Origin of the sequence: Pandoraea sp. XY-2 (assembly GCF_004193915.1) — a bacterium.
Taxonomy (GTDB): domain Bacteria; phylum Pseudomonadota; class Gammaproteobacteria; order Burkholderiales; family Burkholderiaceae; genus Pandoraea; species Pandoraea cepalis.
The window spans coordinates 2,711,434-2,725,785 of sequence record NZ_CP030849.1 but is presented as its reverse complement, the minus strand read 5'-3'; the positions used below and the strand labels follow the sequence as shown (position 1 = coordinate 2,725,785).

Genomic DNA, 14,352 nt, shown 5'->3' with positions numbered 1-14,352 from the left:
GGGGGCAGGGCGGTCGCCTAGACCAGGAAGACGAATGCTAGTGAATTGCGTGGCCTATGAGGATGGCCGCAAGATTGCCGATCTGCATCCCGATGAAATCTCGGACTATCTACAGCGCCCGCACTGCTTCGTCTGGGTGGCGCTCAAGGACCCCGGGCCCGGCGAGTTGTCGCAGATGCAACATGAGTTCGGTCTGCACGACCTGGCCGTCGAAGACGCGCAGCACGGCCACCAGCGACCCAAAATCGAGCAGTACGGCGACTCGCTGTTCGCCGTGCTGCACGTGCTGAACAAGGACGCCGACGGGGATTTTTCGACGGGTGAGGTGGCGATTTTCGCCGGGCACAACTACGTGCTTTCGGTGCGCTCGAACGCCACGCAGGGGCTCGGCATCGTGCGGGCCCGCGCGGAGAAGGAGCCCAATCTGCTGCGTCAGGGCTCGATCTTCGTGCTCTACGCGCTCATGGATGCCATCGTCGATAGCTACTTCCCGGTACTCGACGAGCTCGAGGCACAGCTCGAAGCGATCGAGGAGGAGATCTTCACGCCGAATGCCCCCGCGAAGGGACGCGCGATCATCGAAGACCTGTATCAACTCAAGCGCCGGCTCATCACGCTGCAGCACGCTTGCGTGCCGCTGATGGAGGCGGTCAGCAGGCTGTTCGGGGCGATGGCGCCCAAGCTCTGCGGCGGCATGCAAGAGTATTTTCGCGACGTCTTCGACCATCTTCAGCGCATCACGAAGAACATCGATCTGCTGCGCGAAATGGTCACGACCGCGCTGTCGGTCAACCTCGGCATGATCTCGCTGTCTGAGAACGAGACAACCAAGCGCTTGGGTTCGTTTGCGGCGCTCTTCGCCGTGCCCACGATGATCGCGGGAATCTACGGCATGAACTTCGCCGATATTCCCGAGCTGAAGTTCCAGTACGGCTACCCCCTGTGCATTGCCGTGATGATCGCCATCGATGCGCTGCTGTTCGTCAAGTTCCGCAAGGCCGGCTGGCTGTGAACGACGGGGCCGCGAGCGGGTGCAGATATGAGGGTTCCCCGTACGTCCCCATGCACGGCGTCTATGTCAGACGCATGTTGCGATGCCCGCTTCGGCAGCCCTGTTGCCCGGTGGCAACGTGCCTCGTTGATGCCGCATTTTCTGCCGTGACCAGCGTGGAATATTTGCTCTAGAATGCGTGAACGCCGCGTCAGACGGTTGCCAAGGGTTGAGAACTACAAGAAACGCCAGGCAAATAGGGGTCAGATATTGAACGCACCACTCTCGGGGATCCGCGTCATCGAGTTCAGTCGTGGCGCGGCCGCTGCTTACTGCGGCTTGCTGCTGGCCGACATGGGCGCAGACGTCATCTTGGTCGACGATCCCGTCGACGACAATGCCAACGGCAACGCGAGTCCGCTCGGCGCATCGGCCCAGATCGGCCTGCGGCGCAACAAGCGCTCCGTCGCACTTGATTTGCTCACGCTCGACGGCCGCAACCTTGCCCATTCCCTGGTGCGCGGCGCGGACGTCGTCGTCGAATGTTTGCCACCGGGAACGCTCGCGCGCGCCGGACTCAGTTACGACGCGTTGTCGGCCGCACAGCCGCACCTGGTCTACGTGTCGATCTCCGCGTTTGGTCAGGATGGCCCGCGCGCGGCGCCGCAGTCGGGCGTGCCGGCGCTCGACGCGTTGCGACGCATGCTGGGGGCGTCGCCGGGGGGCTGGAGCCGCCCCGCGACTTGCCGGTTGCCGATCTGGCCGCGGGACTCTATGCCGCGTTCTCCGTGTCGTCGGCGCTGGTCGCTGCCCGAGAGCATGGCCGCGGTGTTCACATCGACGTGCCGATGCTCGGCACAACGCTTGCCATCGCGTCACTCCACGCGGGTGAGCAGGGCGCGCAAGCCGCGCAGCGCGCCGGGTTGGTACCCGGGGAGGCGCCGGCCGCCGCCTTCGATGTCGCACAGGGTGCGGGACGGCATCGGTACGGCGGGACGGTGGCTGCCACACGAAGCAAGTGGTCGCCGCTGGCAATTGACGATGAGGATGCCGCGCGCTTCGGTGGGCCGTCGGCACCGTGGCCCACGTTTCGGGCCAGAGATGGCTATTTCGGCATGGATCTCGATGGACAAGCGCATTGGCAGGCGATTTGCGCGCTGATGCATCGCGTCGATCTGCTCGACGATTCGCGTTTCGTCAACGCGCGCGAGCGAGCGCGCCATCAAGCCGCGCTGCGCGACGTGCTGGAAGCCGTTTTTGTGCAGGAGGATCGTGGCGAGTGGCTCGCCCGGCTGGTTGCCGTGGGCGTGCCATGTACGGAGATCAGCACCTATTCGCGTGTTCTGGCCGATCCGCAGGTGGCCCATATGGGCTGGGTGCGGCCGGTGGTGTTGCCCAGCGGCGAGACGACTCACACCATCGTTTCGCCCGTCCGGCTTAATGGCCAGCGCCCGGTCACGTATCAGGATCCGCCTGCGCCAGGGGCGCATACGGGCGATATCCTCGCCGAACTCGATGCCGCGGATGGGTCGTCGGGCCAGCGCGATGGATCACCACAAGGCGGGTAACCTTTCCCTCATTGTTTGCGGCTTGCCGCTTCCCGGTACGGCGACGTCTGAACGACGTTGCCTGCTTTTGCCATGCCTGATTGACGCCTCAGGCCTCGCGATTCCCCACCGGTTGGGACTTTTCCGTTGTTCGCGGACTCTATATAATCCACAGTCATAAGTATATGACTAATAGTGATTTGGGCCGCCAAGTCGCTTTCCGCTGGATTCCCTGCCATGTCCCTAGAACTTTTGAGTGCTTCCCCGATGGCTGCTTTGCTCGGGCCGCGGTCGGCCTCGTGCTGGGTTTGACCGGTGCAGGAGGCGGCATTTTTGCTGTGCCCGCGCTGGTCTTCGGGCTGGGGTGGGGCGTGCCGCAAGCCGGCCCGGTGGCCCTGCTCGCCGTAGGCGCAAGTGCCGCCGTGGGGAGCGCCCATGGACTGCGTGTCGGCCTCGTGCGCTATCGCGCGGCAATGCTGATGGCCGGGATCGGGGTCGCCGTGGCGCCGCTTGGCACGTGGATGGCTCACCGACTGCCGGAACGTTGGCTCGTTGGACTCTTTGCCATCGCAATGATGGTCGTGGCGGCGCGCATGTATCGCGCATCGCGTGCCGGGACAGCGGGCACCGATAAAGGCACCGATCTGGCGGCGTCGGCCGGTGCCGCGCCGCAACCGCCATGCCGGATGAATCCGGAGACGGGACGGTTGCATTGGACGCGGCGCGTCGCCGCCACGCTCGGCCTCATCGGCGCGGTGTCGGGCTTCGCGTCGGGACTGCTAGGCGTGGGGGCGGATTCGTGATCGTTCCCGCGTTGCGGCGTTTCACCGACATCACGGTACACGGCGTCGTGGCGACGTCGCTTTTCGTCATCGCGTTGATTTCCGCGGGTACCGTGGCCAACGCCTGGTGGAACGGCATGCATCCGGGGCCCCAAGGGTGGATGTTCGTGGTCGGCGGCATCGTCGGCATGTTGCTCGGGCGCGCCCTGACACCGCACATCGCGGCGTCCAGACTGCAGCAACTCTTCTCGGCACTGATGGCCGCAGTCGCGCTGGGCATGTTCGCCAAAGCCTTCGGCGTCTGACATGCCGCACCGGCGGTTGTGCCATCGCGCGGCACACGCAGATCCTTCAAAAATCGCTACGCCTTGCGAGTGACTCACGACGTCACTTGCATTCTCGTACCCCGCTGCGTACCCATTGTGGTTGACATCCCGGGAAGGCATGGAATGAATTTTTCCGTCGCCCGGTTGTCCACTGAGACGTGGTGCTTGCATGACGGGTACGTAATCCGAGTTGTTCCCGCATGGAGGCGCCGCATACTGCGTGTGCTGAGTGCCTCGCATTCGGTAATCCGCCTAATTTGGACTAGGATGTTTCCCATAAGGAGATCCAAAATGGCTGGATTTTGTAGATTTATCCTATATTTCTGCTGGTCGCAAATCAGCGCGTGACGTTGAAGTGTCACGCGGCATGTCGATTGGCTTTGCATCGATGACCACGACATACGTTGACGCTTCGGCGTCCTCCTCGTTCCGCTGTTCGAGTGCCAAGCGAGCCATGGGCCACCTGACTTTTGCAACGCTGACACGCCTGAGCGGCGCCTTTCTGATGACGTGGCTCGCGGGATGCAGTGAATACCAGGCATCGACACCGGGTGTGTCGGCCGCGGGGCAGGCGTCGGCACGCGTCGACACGCCGCCGTCGGTGGCAGCGCAACTGGCTGCGGCCCCGCGTGAGGTTGAAGCGCGGATGCGGCCGGTCGCCGCCGCCGTGGCGATGAGTGCCACGCCGAAGGTCGGTCAGGTGGTGAGCGGGACGTATCGATGGATGGCCGATTGGCCTGAGACTCACAGCGTGCATCAATGGGAAGCGGCGTCGGGACCGACGCGTATTCGCGTTGTCGCACGAGCACGCGAGATGGTGCCGTCGGCGGGTTTGCGCGGCGTGCGCCTTCGATATTGCGTCAAGCCTGTCATGGGCACTGGTGCGGCGCGCTTGACGGGCCACAAGACGTGCTCTGGCTGGACGACGGTCGAGGGCGCGGGCGCAGCGGGCGTTGCCGGATAGCGACGACGTGTTCGGCGCGCCGGGCCGGAGGTGGCGATGCGCCGCCGGGGCGCGGCCTGCCGGCGTCCACAGTAGTAACGCGGTCACGCCTTCGTGACCACCGAGTGTGTTGGCTCGACCCACATTCCTCTTTTGGGAAGCCATGACGCGTAGACACGGCGAAGGATCGCGCGCGCCCACGGCTGACTTCTTTTAAAAGGATTCTGCAAAATGATGGTAAAAATTCTGATCGCGGATGATCATCCGATCATCGCCTCGACACTGCGTGAAATGCTGTCCCCGGATCCGGGTTTTCACGTGCTGCCGCCCGTCACCAACTCGACGGAGCTCTTCAAGGCACTGGAGACGAATTCGGTCGACGTGCTGATTACCGACTACTGCATGCCCGGCGGCACCTTTGGCGACGGCCTGGTCATGATCAATCGTGTGCGTCGCAAATATCCGGACGTCAAGATCATCGTGTTCACCTCGATCGAGCAACCGGCCATCATTCACGCGCTCGACAGCTGCGGTGTGCTGGGCGTGATGACCAAGTCCGACGATCTGCGCGAAATCACGGTGTGTGTGGAGCGTTGCCGACGCGGCATGAGCTATCGTGGGGGGCGCGCCGAACAGATTCTCGACGAGCAGATGCGCCGCAAGCCGACCGCTCGCCGTCCGCTTTCCCCGAAGGAAATGGAAGTGCTGCGCATGTACCTGGACGGCCTGAACGTGTCGCAGATTGCCGATGCCCTCAAGCGTTCGGCCAAGACGATCAACAATCAGAAGCGCATGGCGATGAGCAAGTTGGGCTGCCGTACCGATATGGAGCTGTTCAAGCTGCACGTCTCGAGCCCGGTTCAGTTTTCGCGTGACGGCGAAGTCGAAACGCCGAGCGCCGTCTGAGTTTGGCTCGACATACGACATTGGCGTCCGCGTCCGCGTCCGACGCGACGATGACGCGTGACATCGCGATTGCCGGCCGCTTGCTACGTGTCGGTGGCTTGCTGGCCCTGCTATTTGGTTTGTCGGTCTGGGTCGCTGTGGTGTCCTACGCGTTGTTCGGCATGGTCTGGCAAGGGGGGCAGAAGACGGCCACGTTCTTCGCGACCGTCGGCCACGAGATCCGCGACGTCGAAATTTTCAACGAGCAGGCCAGTACGATGGCGCAAGCCACACTGGCGAGCAACGTTCGGCCGGGCGGTGTCACACAATCACTCACCGACCGGATTCTGAACCCGCTGCTCACCATGCCGGTCGGCACGGCGAAGCGCGTTGCCGGCGTGGGGTTCGATGGCGACTTCCAGATTGTCAAGCTGGCGGAGATCCCGACTGAGCGAGCGCAGCGATTGGCGCGCCTTACCCTTCGGTTGATGATTCTCGATGCCAACTTCTGGAGTGCGCTGGGTGGGCAGGACGAAACCTTCATCATCTCGGCGGATGGCGCGTTTGCCGCTCGCCGCACGTCGTTCGACCTGCAGTCCGTCGGCGCGACGGATCTCGCGCGCGACACCAACGCGACGCTCGCCGAGATCAACAAGGTCGAGCGTTATGCCACGCGTCGTCCCACGAGCAACGACGGTCCGTTCTGGACCTACAACTACCAAAATGCACTTTCCGGTTTGACGGCGGTCTCGAGCTTCGTGCCGATTCGCGATCTCGATGGTCATCTGATGGCCTACGTCGGCACCAGCATGGCGCCCGACAGAATTGTGCCGCCGCGGCTGCGAACGCTGGAGCACACGGGCGAGGCCCTCCAATTGGTGTCCGCGGACGGGTTCGTGGTGGCAAGCGCCGGCGCGTCGCTTTCGTCGTTGGGGCATCTGCGTACGCTCGCCACGTTGCCGCTCTTTGGTGACGCTCAAATGGCGGTGCGTTACGACGGCGAGCGTCTGGTCTTCGAGCGTCATCTGGCGTCGTCGCCGTGGTTCGTCCGGTATGCCGTTCGTCCGATAGATTTACTGCAGCAAAATGCCACGCTGCTGATCGGCGCGACGTTGCTGTTGTGTCTCTATGCGGCGGCCGTTTATGCGGGCATGCGCTACATGCGCCAGCGAATGATCGAGCCGGCGCGTCGACGTACGACGGCCCTGCTCGAACGAGACGCCTTCACGCAGACCCTGATCGAGACGGCCCCCGTCGGCATGGCGATCATCGATCCGTTCGAGCCCAGTGTGGTGATGAGCAATCCGGCGTATGCGGGCACTGTCGATTTGCTTCGACATCTTGGCGATGGCGAGTTGACGCGCATGTACCGCCAACTGCACAGCGGTGTGGTGGCGCGTCCGGTGCGGCGTTTGCTGAGCGCGATCGACGATGCCGGCGAGCGTCACTACGCCGTGAGCTTCGTCGATACCGTCTTTCGTGAACAGTCGGTGCTCATCGCCACACTGTCCGACGTGACAGAGCAACGCCGCTTCGAACTGGAGCAACGCAAGGCGCGGCTTGCCGCCGAGAGCGCCAATCGCGCCAAGGATGTGTTCCTGACGACCGTTAGCCACGAAATGCGTACGCCGTTGTATGGCACGCTCGCGTCGCTCGAACTGCTGAGCGCGCAGCGTCTGGGCGACGATCATCGCTATTACGTCGATGTGATGGAAAGTTCGACGCGCAATCTGCTCGATCTCATCAATGATCTGCTGGACTATTCTCGGATTCAGGTCGGTCGCTTTGAACTGAATAGCCGCGATGGCTCGTTGCTAAAGGAGCTCGAAGCCATCGGCTTGTCGTTTACGGGACGTGCGCGGTTGCAGGGACTCACGCTGGACTGGATGATCGACCCGCAGCTCTCGCGTGCCGTGCATACGGATGCGCTGCGACTCGGACAGGTGGTGACAAATCTCGTCGGCAATGCCATCAAGTTCACCGAGAAAGGGTACGTCGCCTTCAGCGCCATGGTGACGCGCACTGATCCGCAGGGCTGTGACGTGGCCTTCTCGGTCAGCGACAGTGGCGTTGGCATTGCGCCCGCCGATCTGGCGGACTTGTTCCGGCCGTTCGGCAAGAGTACGTCGGAGCCGGGCATGCAGCATGGCACCGGACTGGGGCTGGCGATCTCGCATCAGTTCGTGGGTATGCTCGGCGGCGTGCTGCAGGTCGACAGTCAGCAGGGCGAGGGCACGACCATGCGCTTCACGCTCCGCCTGCCCTGGGCGTCGGACAGCGACATGTTGCCCGTCGTCGGGAGAGGCGAGACGTTTGCGTATGTGAGCGGACTCACTCGCCGCCATGCGTATCTCGATGCATTGATCCGCCGGGCGGGTTACCTGCCGGTCAGGTATGACGACGCGGTATCGTGGTCTTCGGGTAGTGGCCGCGCCCAGGACGCGGGCTTGCTCATGTTTGCCGACGAATGGCCGGTGCGTGGTATGGCGGGCTCGGAGGTGTATCTGCTGCGCTCGACACCGGTCGATCGTCCAGCCGGCAGCGCCCCCGCGTGGCCGCGAGACATCGCATTGTTCCAGCAGGCGGAGCTCTGGGATGCGCTCGGCCTGGTGTCGGCGCCCGGGCTCGCCGCGAGCGGTGACTTGCCGGGCGCTCCCGGCGCGCAGGCGCGTATCAAGCCGCTGGCCGGATGGTACGTGCTTGTCGCGGACGATCATCCGATCAGCGGCATGTTGCTGTCCCGGCAGCTGGAAGGACTGGGCGCGATGGTCGATTGCTATCACGACCCGCGCGAGGCGCTTGACGCGTTCGATGCGGAATCGCACATGCTGGTGATCACCGACGCCAACATGCCGCACCTCTCCGGGCATGCGTTGGCTACGCAGATCAAGGCGCGAGCGGCTCATGTGCCGGTGATCGTCGCGACGGCCGACGTCACAATGCGCACCGACCGTGACGAGACGTCCCCGTTCGACGCCATCGTCTACAAGCCGGTGGATGCGCGCTCGTTGTTGCGCGTGATTGAACTGGTACGGGCGCGCTATCCCTCGCTGTGCGTGGACATCGCGCCGCTTCCAGCGTCATCGGACCAGATCGACGGCGGGCCGACGCCGTCCTCCGACTCGACATCGGCGAAGGACTGGCGGCCACCGCTGTCCGACATGCTCGACACGTTCGTGAAAATTGCCGATCAGGACATCGCCAATTGCCGGGCAGCGTTGGTCGACCCATCGCGCGACACCCTGCGTCATTCCGCGCATCGTTTGCGGGGCGGTTTCATGGCATTCGGGCTGAGTTCGCTGGCATCGCTCGCGGCGCAGGTGGAGCATCTGGCGCCCCAGGCGTCCGTCGGACAGATGGAATCGGCGTTCGACGTGCTCGATGCCGCGTGGAACGACTGGCTGCGTGCGCAGGGGCATGCCATTGCCAACGACGCCTGACGGCAGCGTCAGGCGCACGTCGTCACGACTCGGCGAAGTGCTCCGAAATCAATTGGCGTAGCCACTGATTCCCGCCGTCCTGATGATAGCGACGGTGCCAGAACACATTCGTTTGCAGCGCGGGCAGCCGGAGCGGCGGTTTGACGAAGCGCAGCCCGAACGGCGCGGCGGCACGCTCTGCAAACTTCTGCGGCACGGTGACCACGAGATCATTGACGCTCACGACGTACGGCACGGCGATGAAGTGGGGGACCCAGACATTCGCGTCGGCCCCGAAGCCGGCCTGTGCCAAGAGTTGATTCACGCGCGCATAAGGATTGTCGCCCGTGGCGACGAACAGATGGCGTGCGGCCTGGAATTCCGCCAGCCCTGCATGCGGCGTGTCGAGGGCATGGCCGACGCGGAACAGACTCACATATTGCTGACGAAACAACCGGCGCTGGAAAAATGGGCCGGTCAGATCGTCGAACGCGCCCACCGCGAGATCGATGCGCCCCGACGCCATCGCGTCCTTCAGGTCGGGCAGCGTCGCCCGGACGGTGCGCAGGTGTACCCCAGGCGCAAGCCGGGTGCATAGATCGACGAGCGCCGGCATGAAGTACACCTCCCCCACATCCGTCATTGCCAACGTAAACTCCCGCTGACTGCTCGCCGGATCGAACGCCTCCCGGTGATTGATGGCGCGCGCGATGCCGGCCAGGGCCACCGAGACCGGCTCGGCGAGCGCCTCGGCGAACGGCGTGGGTTGCATGCCCGCGCCGGTGCGCGTGAAGAGTTCATCGTCGAACGTCTGCCGCAGGCGGGCCAACCCGTTGCTGACTGCGGGTTGAGACAGGCCCAATTCGCGTGCGGCCTGAGAAATGCTCCGATGCGTGAGTACCGCCTGAAAGACGACCAACAGGTTCAAATCGACGTCGCGTAACGAAATCATGAGGCGGGGATATTATTCGCGTTATGAATAGAGTGGATTCATCTATTTATATCGCAAAATGTCATCGCTTGCCGGACAATGTTTCCATTCGACATCAGGAGACGAGGCCACTCATGCGTCAAGCAGACCAAATCCAGGGGGAGCTGGGCTATCTGTCCGGCTTTGCCAACGAGTTCGCGACCGAGGCGTTGCCTGGCGCGCTGCCGATCGGGCAGAACTCGCCGCAGCGTGCGCCGTATGGCCTCTATGCGGAACAACTCTCGGGAACGGCGTTCACGGCACCGCGCGGCCATAACCGTCGCTCGTGGGTGTATCGCATCCGGCCCGCCGCGATGCACAAGCCGTTCACCGCCCTTGCGTCGTCGCGCTGGCTGAGCCGTTTCGACGACGTGCCGACGCCGCCCGACCAGTTGCGTTGGGACCCACTGCCGATGCCCGACGCGCCGACCGATTTTGTCGACGGCATGGTGACGATGGCCGGCAATGGCGGCCCGGATGCTGGGCGCGGTTGCGGCATTCATCTGTATGCAGCCAACCAGTCGATGGACGGTCGCTTCTTCTACAACGCCGACGGCGAGTTGCTGGTCGTGCCGCAGGAGGGGCGTTTGCGTATCGCGACGGAATTCGGCGTGCTCGACGTGGCACCCTATGAAATCGCCGTGCTGCCGCGTGGCGTGCGCTTCCGTGTGACGCTGCCCGATGGCCGCGCGCGTGGCTATGTATGCGAGAACTATGGCGCGTTGTTCCGTCTGCCGGATCTTGGCCCGATCGGCTCGAACGGCCTGGCGAATCCGCGCGACTTCCTCACGCCCGTGGCGGCCTATGAGGATGTCGAAGGCGACTTCGAGCTGGTGGCGAAGTTTGGCGGGGCGCTGTGGCGTGCCGACATCGGTCATTCGCCGCTTGACGTTGTGGCCTGGCATGGCAACTACGCGCCCTACAAGTACGATCTGCGTCACTTCAACACGATCGGCTCGATCAGCTTCGACCACCCGGATCCGTCAATCTTCCTGGTGCTGCAATCGCAAAGCAATGCGCCGGGTGTGGACGACATCGACTTCGTGATCTTCCCGCCGCGCTGGCTGGCGATGGAAAACTCGTTCCGTCCGCCCTGGTTCCATCGCAACATCGCCAGCGAGTTCATGGGGCTGATCCAAGGCGTCTATGACGCCAAGGCCGAGGGATTCGTACCGGGCGGCGCCAGTCTGCACAACTGCATGACGGGCCACGGCCCCGATGCGGACACGTTTGAAAAGGCCTCTGCCGCTGACACGAGCCAGCCGCACAAGGTCGACGCGACGATGGCGTTCATGTTCGAGACGCCGGCGATCATCCGCCCCACACGCTTCGCGCTGGAGACCCAGCAGCGGCAGGACAACTACTACACCTGCTGGCAAGGGTTGAAGAAGCACTTCAACCCGAACCAGAAGTAAGCGGCCTCGCGTCGCAACGTCGCCAACCCCTGACACGGCCGGCCGCACCCTTCGATGGTGCAGAGCCGGCCGATGCGCTATCTCAAACAAGGAATTCCCTATGTCCGCACTCCCACAAAGCTGGGTCGCGTCCGCCAACACCGGCGTCACTGACTTCCCCCTGCAAAACCTGCCGTACGGCGTGTTCAACACCGCGTCGCAACCGACGCCGCGCGTTGGCGTGGCCATTGGCGATCAGGTACTGGACCTGGCGGCGCTCGAAGCCGCCGGCGTGCTCAAGGTCGCCGAGGCCGGTGGCGCGACGGTCTTCTCGCAGCCCGCCATTAACGCGTTCGTGGCACTGGGCAGCGCGGCGTGGCGCGCCACGCGCGCGCGCCTGACGTCGCTGCTCGCCGTGGGCGGCGATGCCGCCCTGCGTGAAAACGCGGCGCTGCGGGCTCAGGCACTTGTGCCGCTCGCACAGGTCACGTTGCATCTACCGGTGCAAGTGCCCGGCTACACCGACTTCTATTCGTCGCGAGAGCACGCGACCAACGTGGGCAGCATGTTCCGCGATCCGGCCAACGCGCTGCTGCCGAACTGGTTGGAAATCCCCATCGGCTATAACGGCCGGGCCAGCTCGGTGGTCGTGAGCGGCACGCCAATTCATCGCCCGAACGGACAGATCAAGCTGCCCGATGCGCCGCGTCCGATTTTCGACGCCTGCCGCAAGCTCGACTTCGAACTCGAAACCGGCTTCATCGTCGGTCGTGAAACGTCGCTGGGCGACAGCCTGAGCGTGGACGTGGCCGAAGCGGCCATCTTCGGGATGGTGTTGCTCAACGATTGGTCGGCGCGTGACCTGCAGCAATGGGAATACGTGCCGCTCGGTCCGTTCAACGCAAAGTCGTTCGGCACGTCCATCTCGCCGTGGGTGGTGACGATGGAAGCGCTCGAACCGTTCCGCGTGGCCGGCCCCGAGCAGAATCCGCAGCCGGTCTCGTACCTGCAGCAGAAGGGCAAGCATGCCTTCGACATCGCGCTGGAAGTACTGATGCAAGCCGACGGCGACGCGCAGGCGACGTCCATCTGCCGCACCAACTTCCGTCACATGTACTGGAGCATGGCGCAACAGTTCGCTCACCATACGGTCTCGGGCTGTAATGTGCGTGTTGGCGACCTGATGGGCTCCGGCACGATCAGTGGCCCGACGCCGGACTCGTTCGGCAGCCTGCTCGAACTGACGTGGAACGGCCAGAACCCGATCACGCTGGCCAGCGGTGCGAAACGCACGTACATCGAAGACGGCGATACCGTGGTGATGACCGGCTGGTGCCAGGGCGACGGTTACCGCGTGGGCTTCGGCGAAGTCTCGGGCCAGATCCTGCCCGCGAAGGCGAAATAACCGCGGCCGGCGTGAGTTGCCCACGTATGCCCGGAGGTTTGCCGGGCGTATTGACGGATGCACCCGCGACGCGTCGTTCCGGTTCTCCGGGCGGCGCGTTTGTCGTTTATGGTCGTGTCGACATCTCGCAGATGTGGGTGTGATCGAGGTGTGCCTGCGACAGTTGTTGCCACCACGGATTGATGCGGCCGACGATCAGGCTCGCGCTCACGCGGCAACGCGTGGGCGTATATGCCAGTTCGTTGCCGACGCGGCGCAACAGCGGCGGGTCGCCCAAGCGGGCGCGGCGCGGCACGCGCGGCGAGCGCTGTGCGCGCGCAACAGGTGGCGGGGAGGCGGTGACGTGTGACATTTGATACTTCCCGTGTTCATGTGAGGACGGGAAGTATTTAGCCACGTCGCGGCGAGCGGCGACAGGTGAAGACATCCGAAAAATGCGTCCGATGGGCGTGACAGCGCACCGTCGCAGACCGGGGCAATCATCGATGTTTGTCGTCTGGCACTGCCGGGGCGGCTTGGGCGCCACCGCGCCAGTCGGCGACGCCTCCGGTACCGGCGCGTCGGTCGTTGGCGCTGGCGGTGCGCCGCTCGGCGACATCGGCGGACGGGCCAGACCCTCATTGATCCACGCGTTCAGCAGCGTATAGGTCACAGCCAGAATCACCGGCCCGACGAACAGGCCAACGATTCCCAATGTCAACATGCCCCCCAGCACCCCCGCGAGAATCAACGTCATCGGCAGATCGGCTCCCCGGCGGATCAACATCGGTCGCATGACGTTGTCCAGCATGCCGATGAAGACCGAGAGCACCAGCAGCAGCGTGGCGAGCGTCGGACTGTCTTGCCAGTAGAGCCACGCCACGCTCGAGAGCAACACGGGGAACGGACCGATCTGGGCGACACACAGCACCAGCATCAGCGCCGTCAGGAAGCCCGACAGCGGCACCCCCGTCAGCCATAGGCCGAGGCCGCCGAGCAGCGACTGCGTCACGGCCGTGACCACGATCCCGAGCGCCACCGCGCGAATCGACATTCCGGCAAGCCGGACCGATTCTTCTCCCCGATCACCGCCGAGGCGCCGCGCCATGCGAATCAGCGCGCGCGCCGCACGCTCTCCCTGCATGAAGAGAATGCCGGAGATGATCAGCGTGAGGCCAAGGTGAACCACGAGCAGGCCGATCGACCCCAGCTTGGAGAATCCCCACGTCGCCGCCTTGACGGCATAAGGCTGAATCCGCGCGACGAGACCGCCGGGGCCGGCCGCTGCAAGCGCTTGCCACTCTTCGCTGGCGCGTTGACCCACCACGGGGATGCGGATCAGCCAGTCGGGCGGCATCGGCAGCCCGCGTTGCCCGATGGAGTGCACTTGCTCGCTGATGTCGGAGGCGTGCCCAATCAGCGTGCCGATCGCGGCGGACAGCGGCGCGACGACGATCACGAGCATGCCGAAGATCATGACGGTGGTGGCGAGCCACCGTTTGCCCCACAGACGGCGTTGCAGGCCAACGAGCAATGGCCAGGTGGACGCGACGATCGTCACCGCCCAGATGAATGCCGGCAGAAACGGGAGCAGGACCCATAACGTGCCGATCATCAGCAGGCTGAGCACGAGAATCACGAGCAGGTTACGGGCGAGTTCGCTCGGGGTGGTGGAAAGCATGGGCGCTCCGACAGGCAGGGGGGCGAACGC

Annotated in this window: 8 protein-coding genes and 2 pseudogenes; 8 read left to right on the top strand and 2 right to left on the bottom strand. The window is 64.1% G+C overall.

Annotation, left to right across the window (positions count from 1 at the left end; genetic code table 11):
• Positions 1-34 precede the first annotated feature (34 nt).
• The 6 genes and pseudogenes from corA (at position 35) to DRB87_RS12315 (ending at position 8,914) form a co-directional block, all read left to right on the top strand.
• Positions 35-1,012: a magnesium/cobalt transporter CorA gene (gene corA, locus DRB87_RS12345; protein ID WP_130026105.1), complete on the top strand. Its 978-nt coding sequence runs from the start codon at positions 35-37 to the stop codon at positions 1,010-1,012.
• 174 nt (positions 1,013-1,186) lie between these two features.
• Positions 1,187-2,559 (top strand): annotated as a pseudogene (locus tag DRB87_RS12335) (CaiB/BaiF CoA transferase family protein).
• Between the two features lie 278 nt (positions 2,560-2,837).
• Positions 2,838-3,625 (top strand): annotated as a pseudogene (locus tag DRB87_RS12330) (sulfite exporter TauE/SafE family protein).
• Positions 3,626-4,100: 475 nt separating this feature from the next.
• On the top strand, positions 4,101-4,610 hold the full coding sequence (locus DRB87_RS12325; RefSeq protein WP_130026103.1) for a hypothetical protein: 510 nt from the start codon (positions 4,101-4,103) through the stop codon (positions 4,608-4,610).
• Between the two features lie 210 nt (positions 4,611-4,820).
• Positions 4,821-5,495 carry a response regulator transcription factor gene (locus tag DRB87_RS12320; protein ID WP_130026102.1) on the top strand — a complete coding sequence of 225 codons (675 nt, stop codon included), beginning with the start codon at positions 4,821-4,823 and terminating at the stop codon, positions 5,493-5,495.
• 50 nt (positions 5,496-5,545) lie between these two features.
• Positions 5,546-8,914 carry a hybrid sensor histidine kinase/response regulator gene (locus tag DRB87_RS12315; protein ID WP_130026101.1) on the top strand — a complete coding sequence of 1,123 codons (3,369 nt, stop codon included), beginning with the start codon at positions 5,546-5,548 and terminating at the stop codon, positions 8,912-8,914.
• Between the two features lie 22 nt (positions 8,915-8,936).
• Here DRB87_RS12315 and DRB87_RS12310 read toward each other — a convergent pair whose 3' ends face one another.
• On the bottom strand, positions 8,937-9,845 hold the full coding sequence (locus DRB87_RS12310; protein ID WP_130026100.1) for a LysR family transcriptional regulator: 909 nt from the start codon (positions 9,843-9,845) through the stop codon (positions 8,937-8,939).
• Positions 9,846-9,958: 113 nt separating this feature from the next.
• Between DRB87_RS12310 and hmgA the strand changes: the two genes are divergently transcribed.
• Both hmgA and fahA read left to right on the top strand, forming a co-directional pair.
• Entirely contained in the window at positions 9,959-11,278 is a 1,320-nt protein-coding gene (hmgA, locus tag DRB87_RS12305; RefSeq protein WP_130026099.1) for a homogentisate 1,2-dioxygenase, read from the top strand.
• Between the two features lie 100 nt (positions 11,279-11,378).
• Entirely contained in the window at positions 11,379-12,662 is a 1,284-nt protein-coding gene (gene fahA / locus DRB87_RS12300) for a fumarylacetoacetase (RefSeq protein WP_130026098.1), read from the top strand.
• Between the two features lie 106 nt (positions 12,663-12,768).
• Here the strand turns inward: fahA and ydiK are convergent, their stop codons facing one another.
• Positions 12,769-14,322 carry an AI-2E family transporter YdiK gene (gene ydiK / locus DRB87_RS12295; protein ID WP_130026097.1) on the bottom strand — a complete coding sequence of 518 codons (1,554 nt, stop codon included), beginning with the start codon at positions 14,320-14,322 and terminating at the stop codon, positions 12,769-12,771.
• Positions 14,323-14,352 lie beyond the last annotated feature (30 nt).

Excerpts from the sequence above, each read along its gene's own strand:
- corA (WP_130026105.1), top strand. The coding sequence starts at position 35 with ATGCTAGTGAATTGCGTGGCCTATGAGGATGGCCGCAAGATTGCCGAT.
- DRB87_RS12325 (WP_130026103.1), top strand. The coding sequence starts at position 4,101 with ATGGGCCACCTGACTTTTGCAACGCTGACACGCCTGAGCGGCGCCTTT.
- DRB87_RS12320 (WP_130026102.1), top strand. The coding sequence starts at position 4,821 with ATGATGGTAAAAATTCTGATCGCGGATGATCATCCGATCATCGCCTCG.
- DRB87_RS12315 (WP_130026101.1), top strand. The coding sequence starts at position 5,546 with ATGACGCGTGACATCGCGATTGCCGGCCGCTTGCTACGTGTCGGTGGC.
- DRB87_RS12310 (WP_130026100.1), bottom strand. The coding sequence starts at position 9,845 with ATGATTTCGTTACGCGACGTCGATTTGAACCTGTTGGTCGTCTTTCAG.
- hmgA (WP_130026099.1), top strand. The coding sequence starts at position 9,959 with ATGCGTCAAGCAGACCAAATCCAGGGGGAGCTGGGCTATCTGTCCGGC.
- fahA (WP_130026098.1), top strand. The coding sequence starts at position 11,379 with ATGTCCGCACTCCCACAAAGCTGGGTCGCGTCCGCCAACACCGGCGTC.
- ydiK (WP_130026097.1), bottom strand. The coding sequence starts at position 14,322 with ATGCTTTCCACCACCCCGAGCGAACTCGCCCGTAACCTGCTCGTGATT.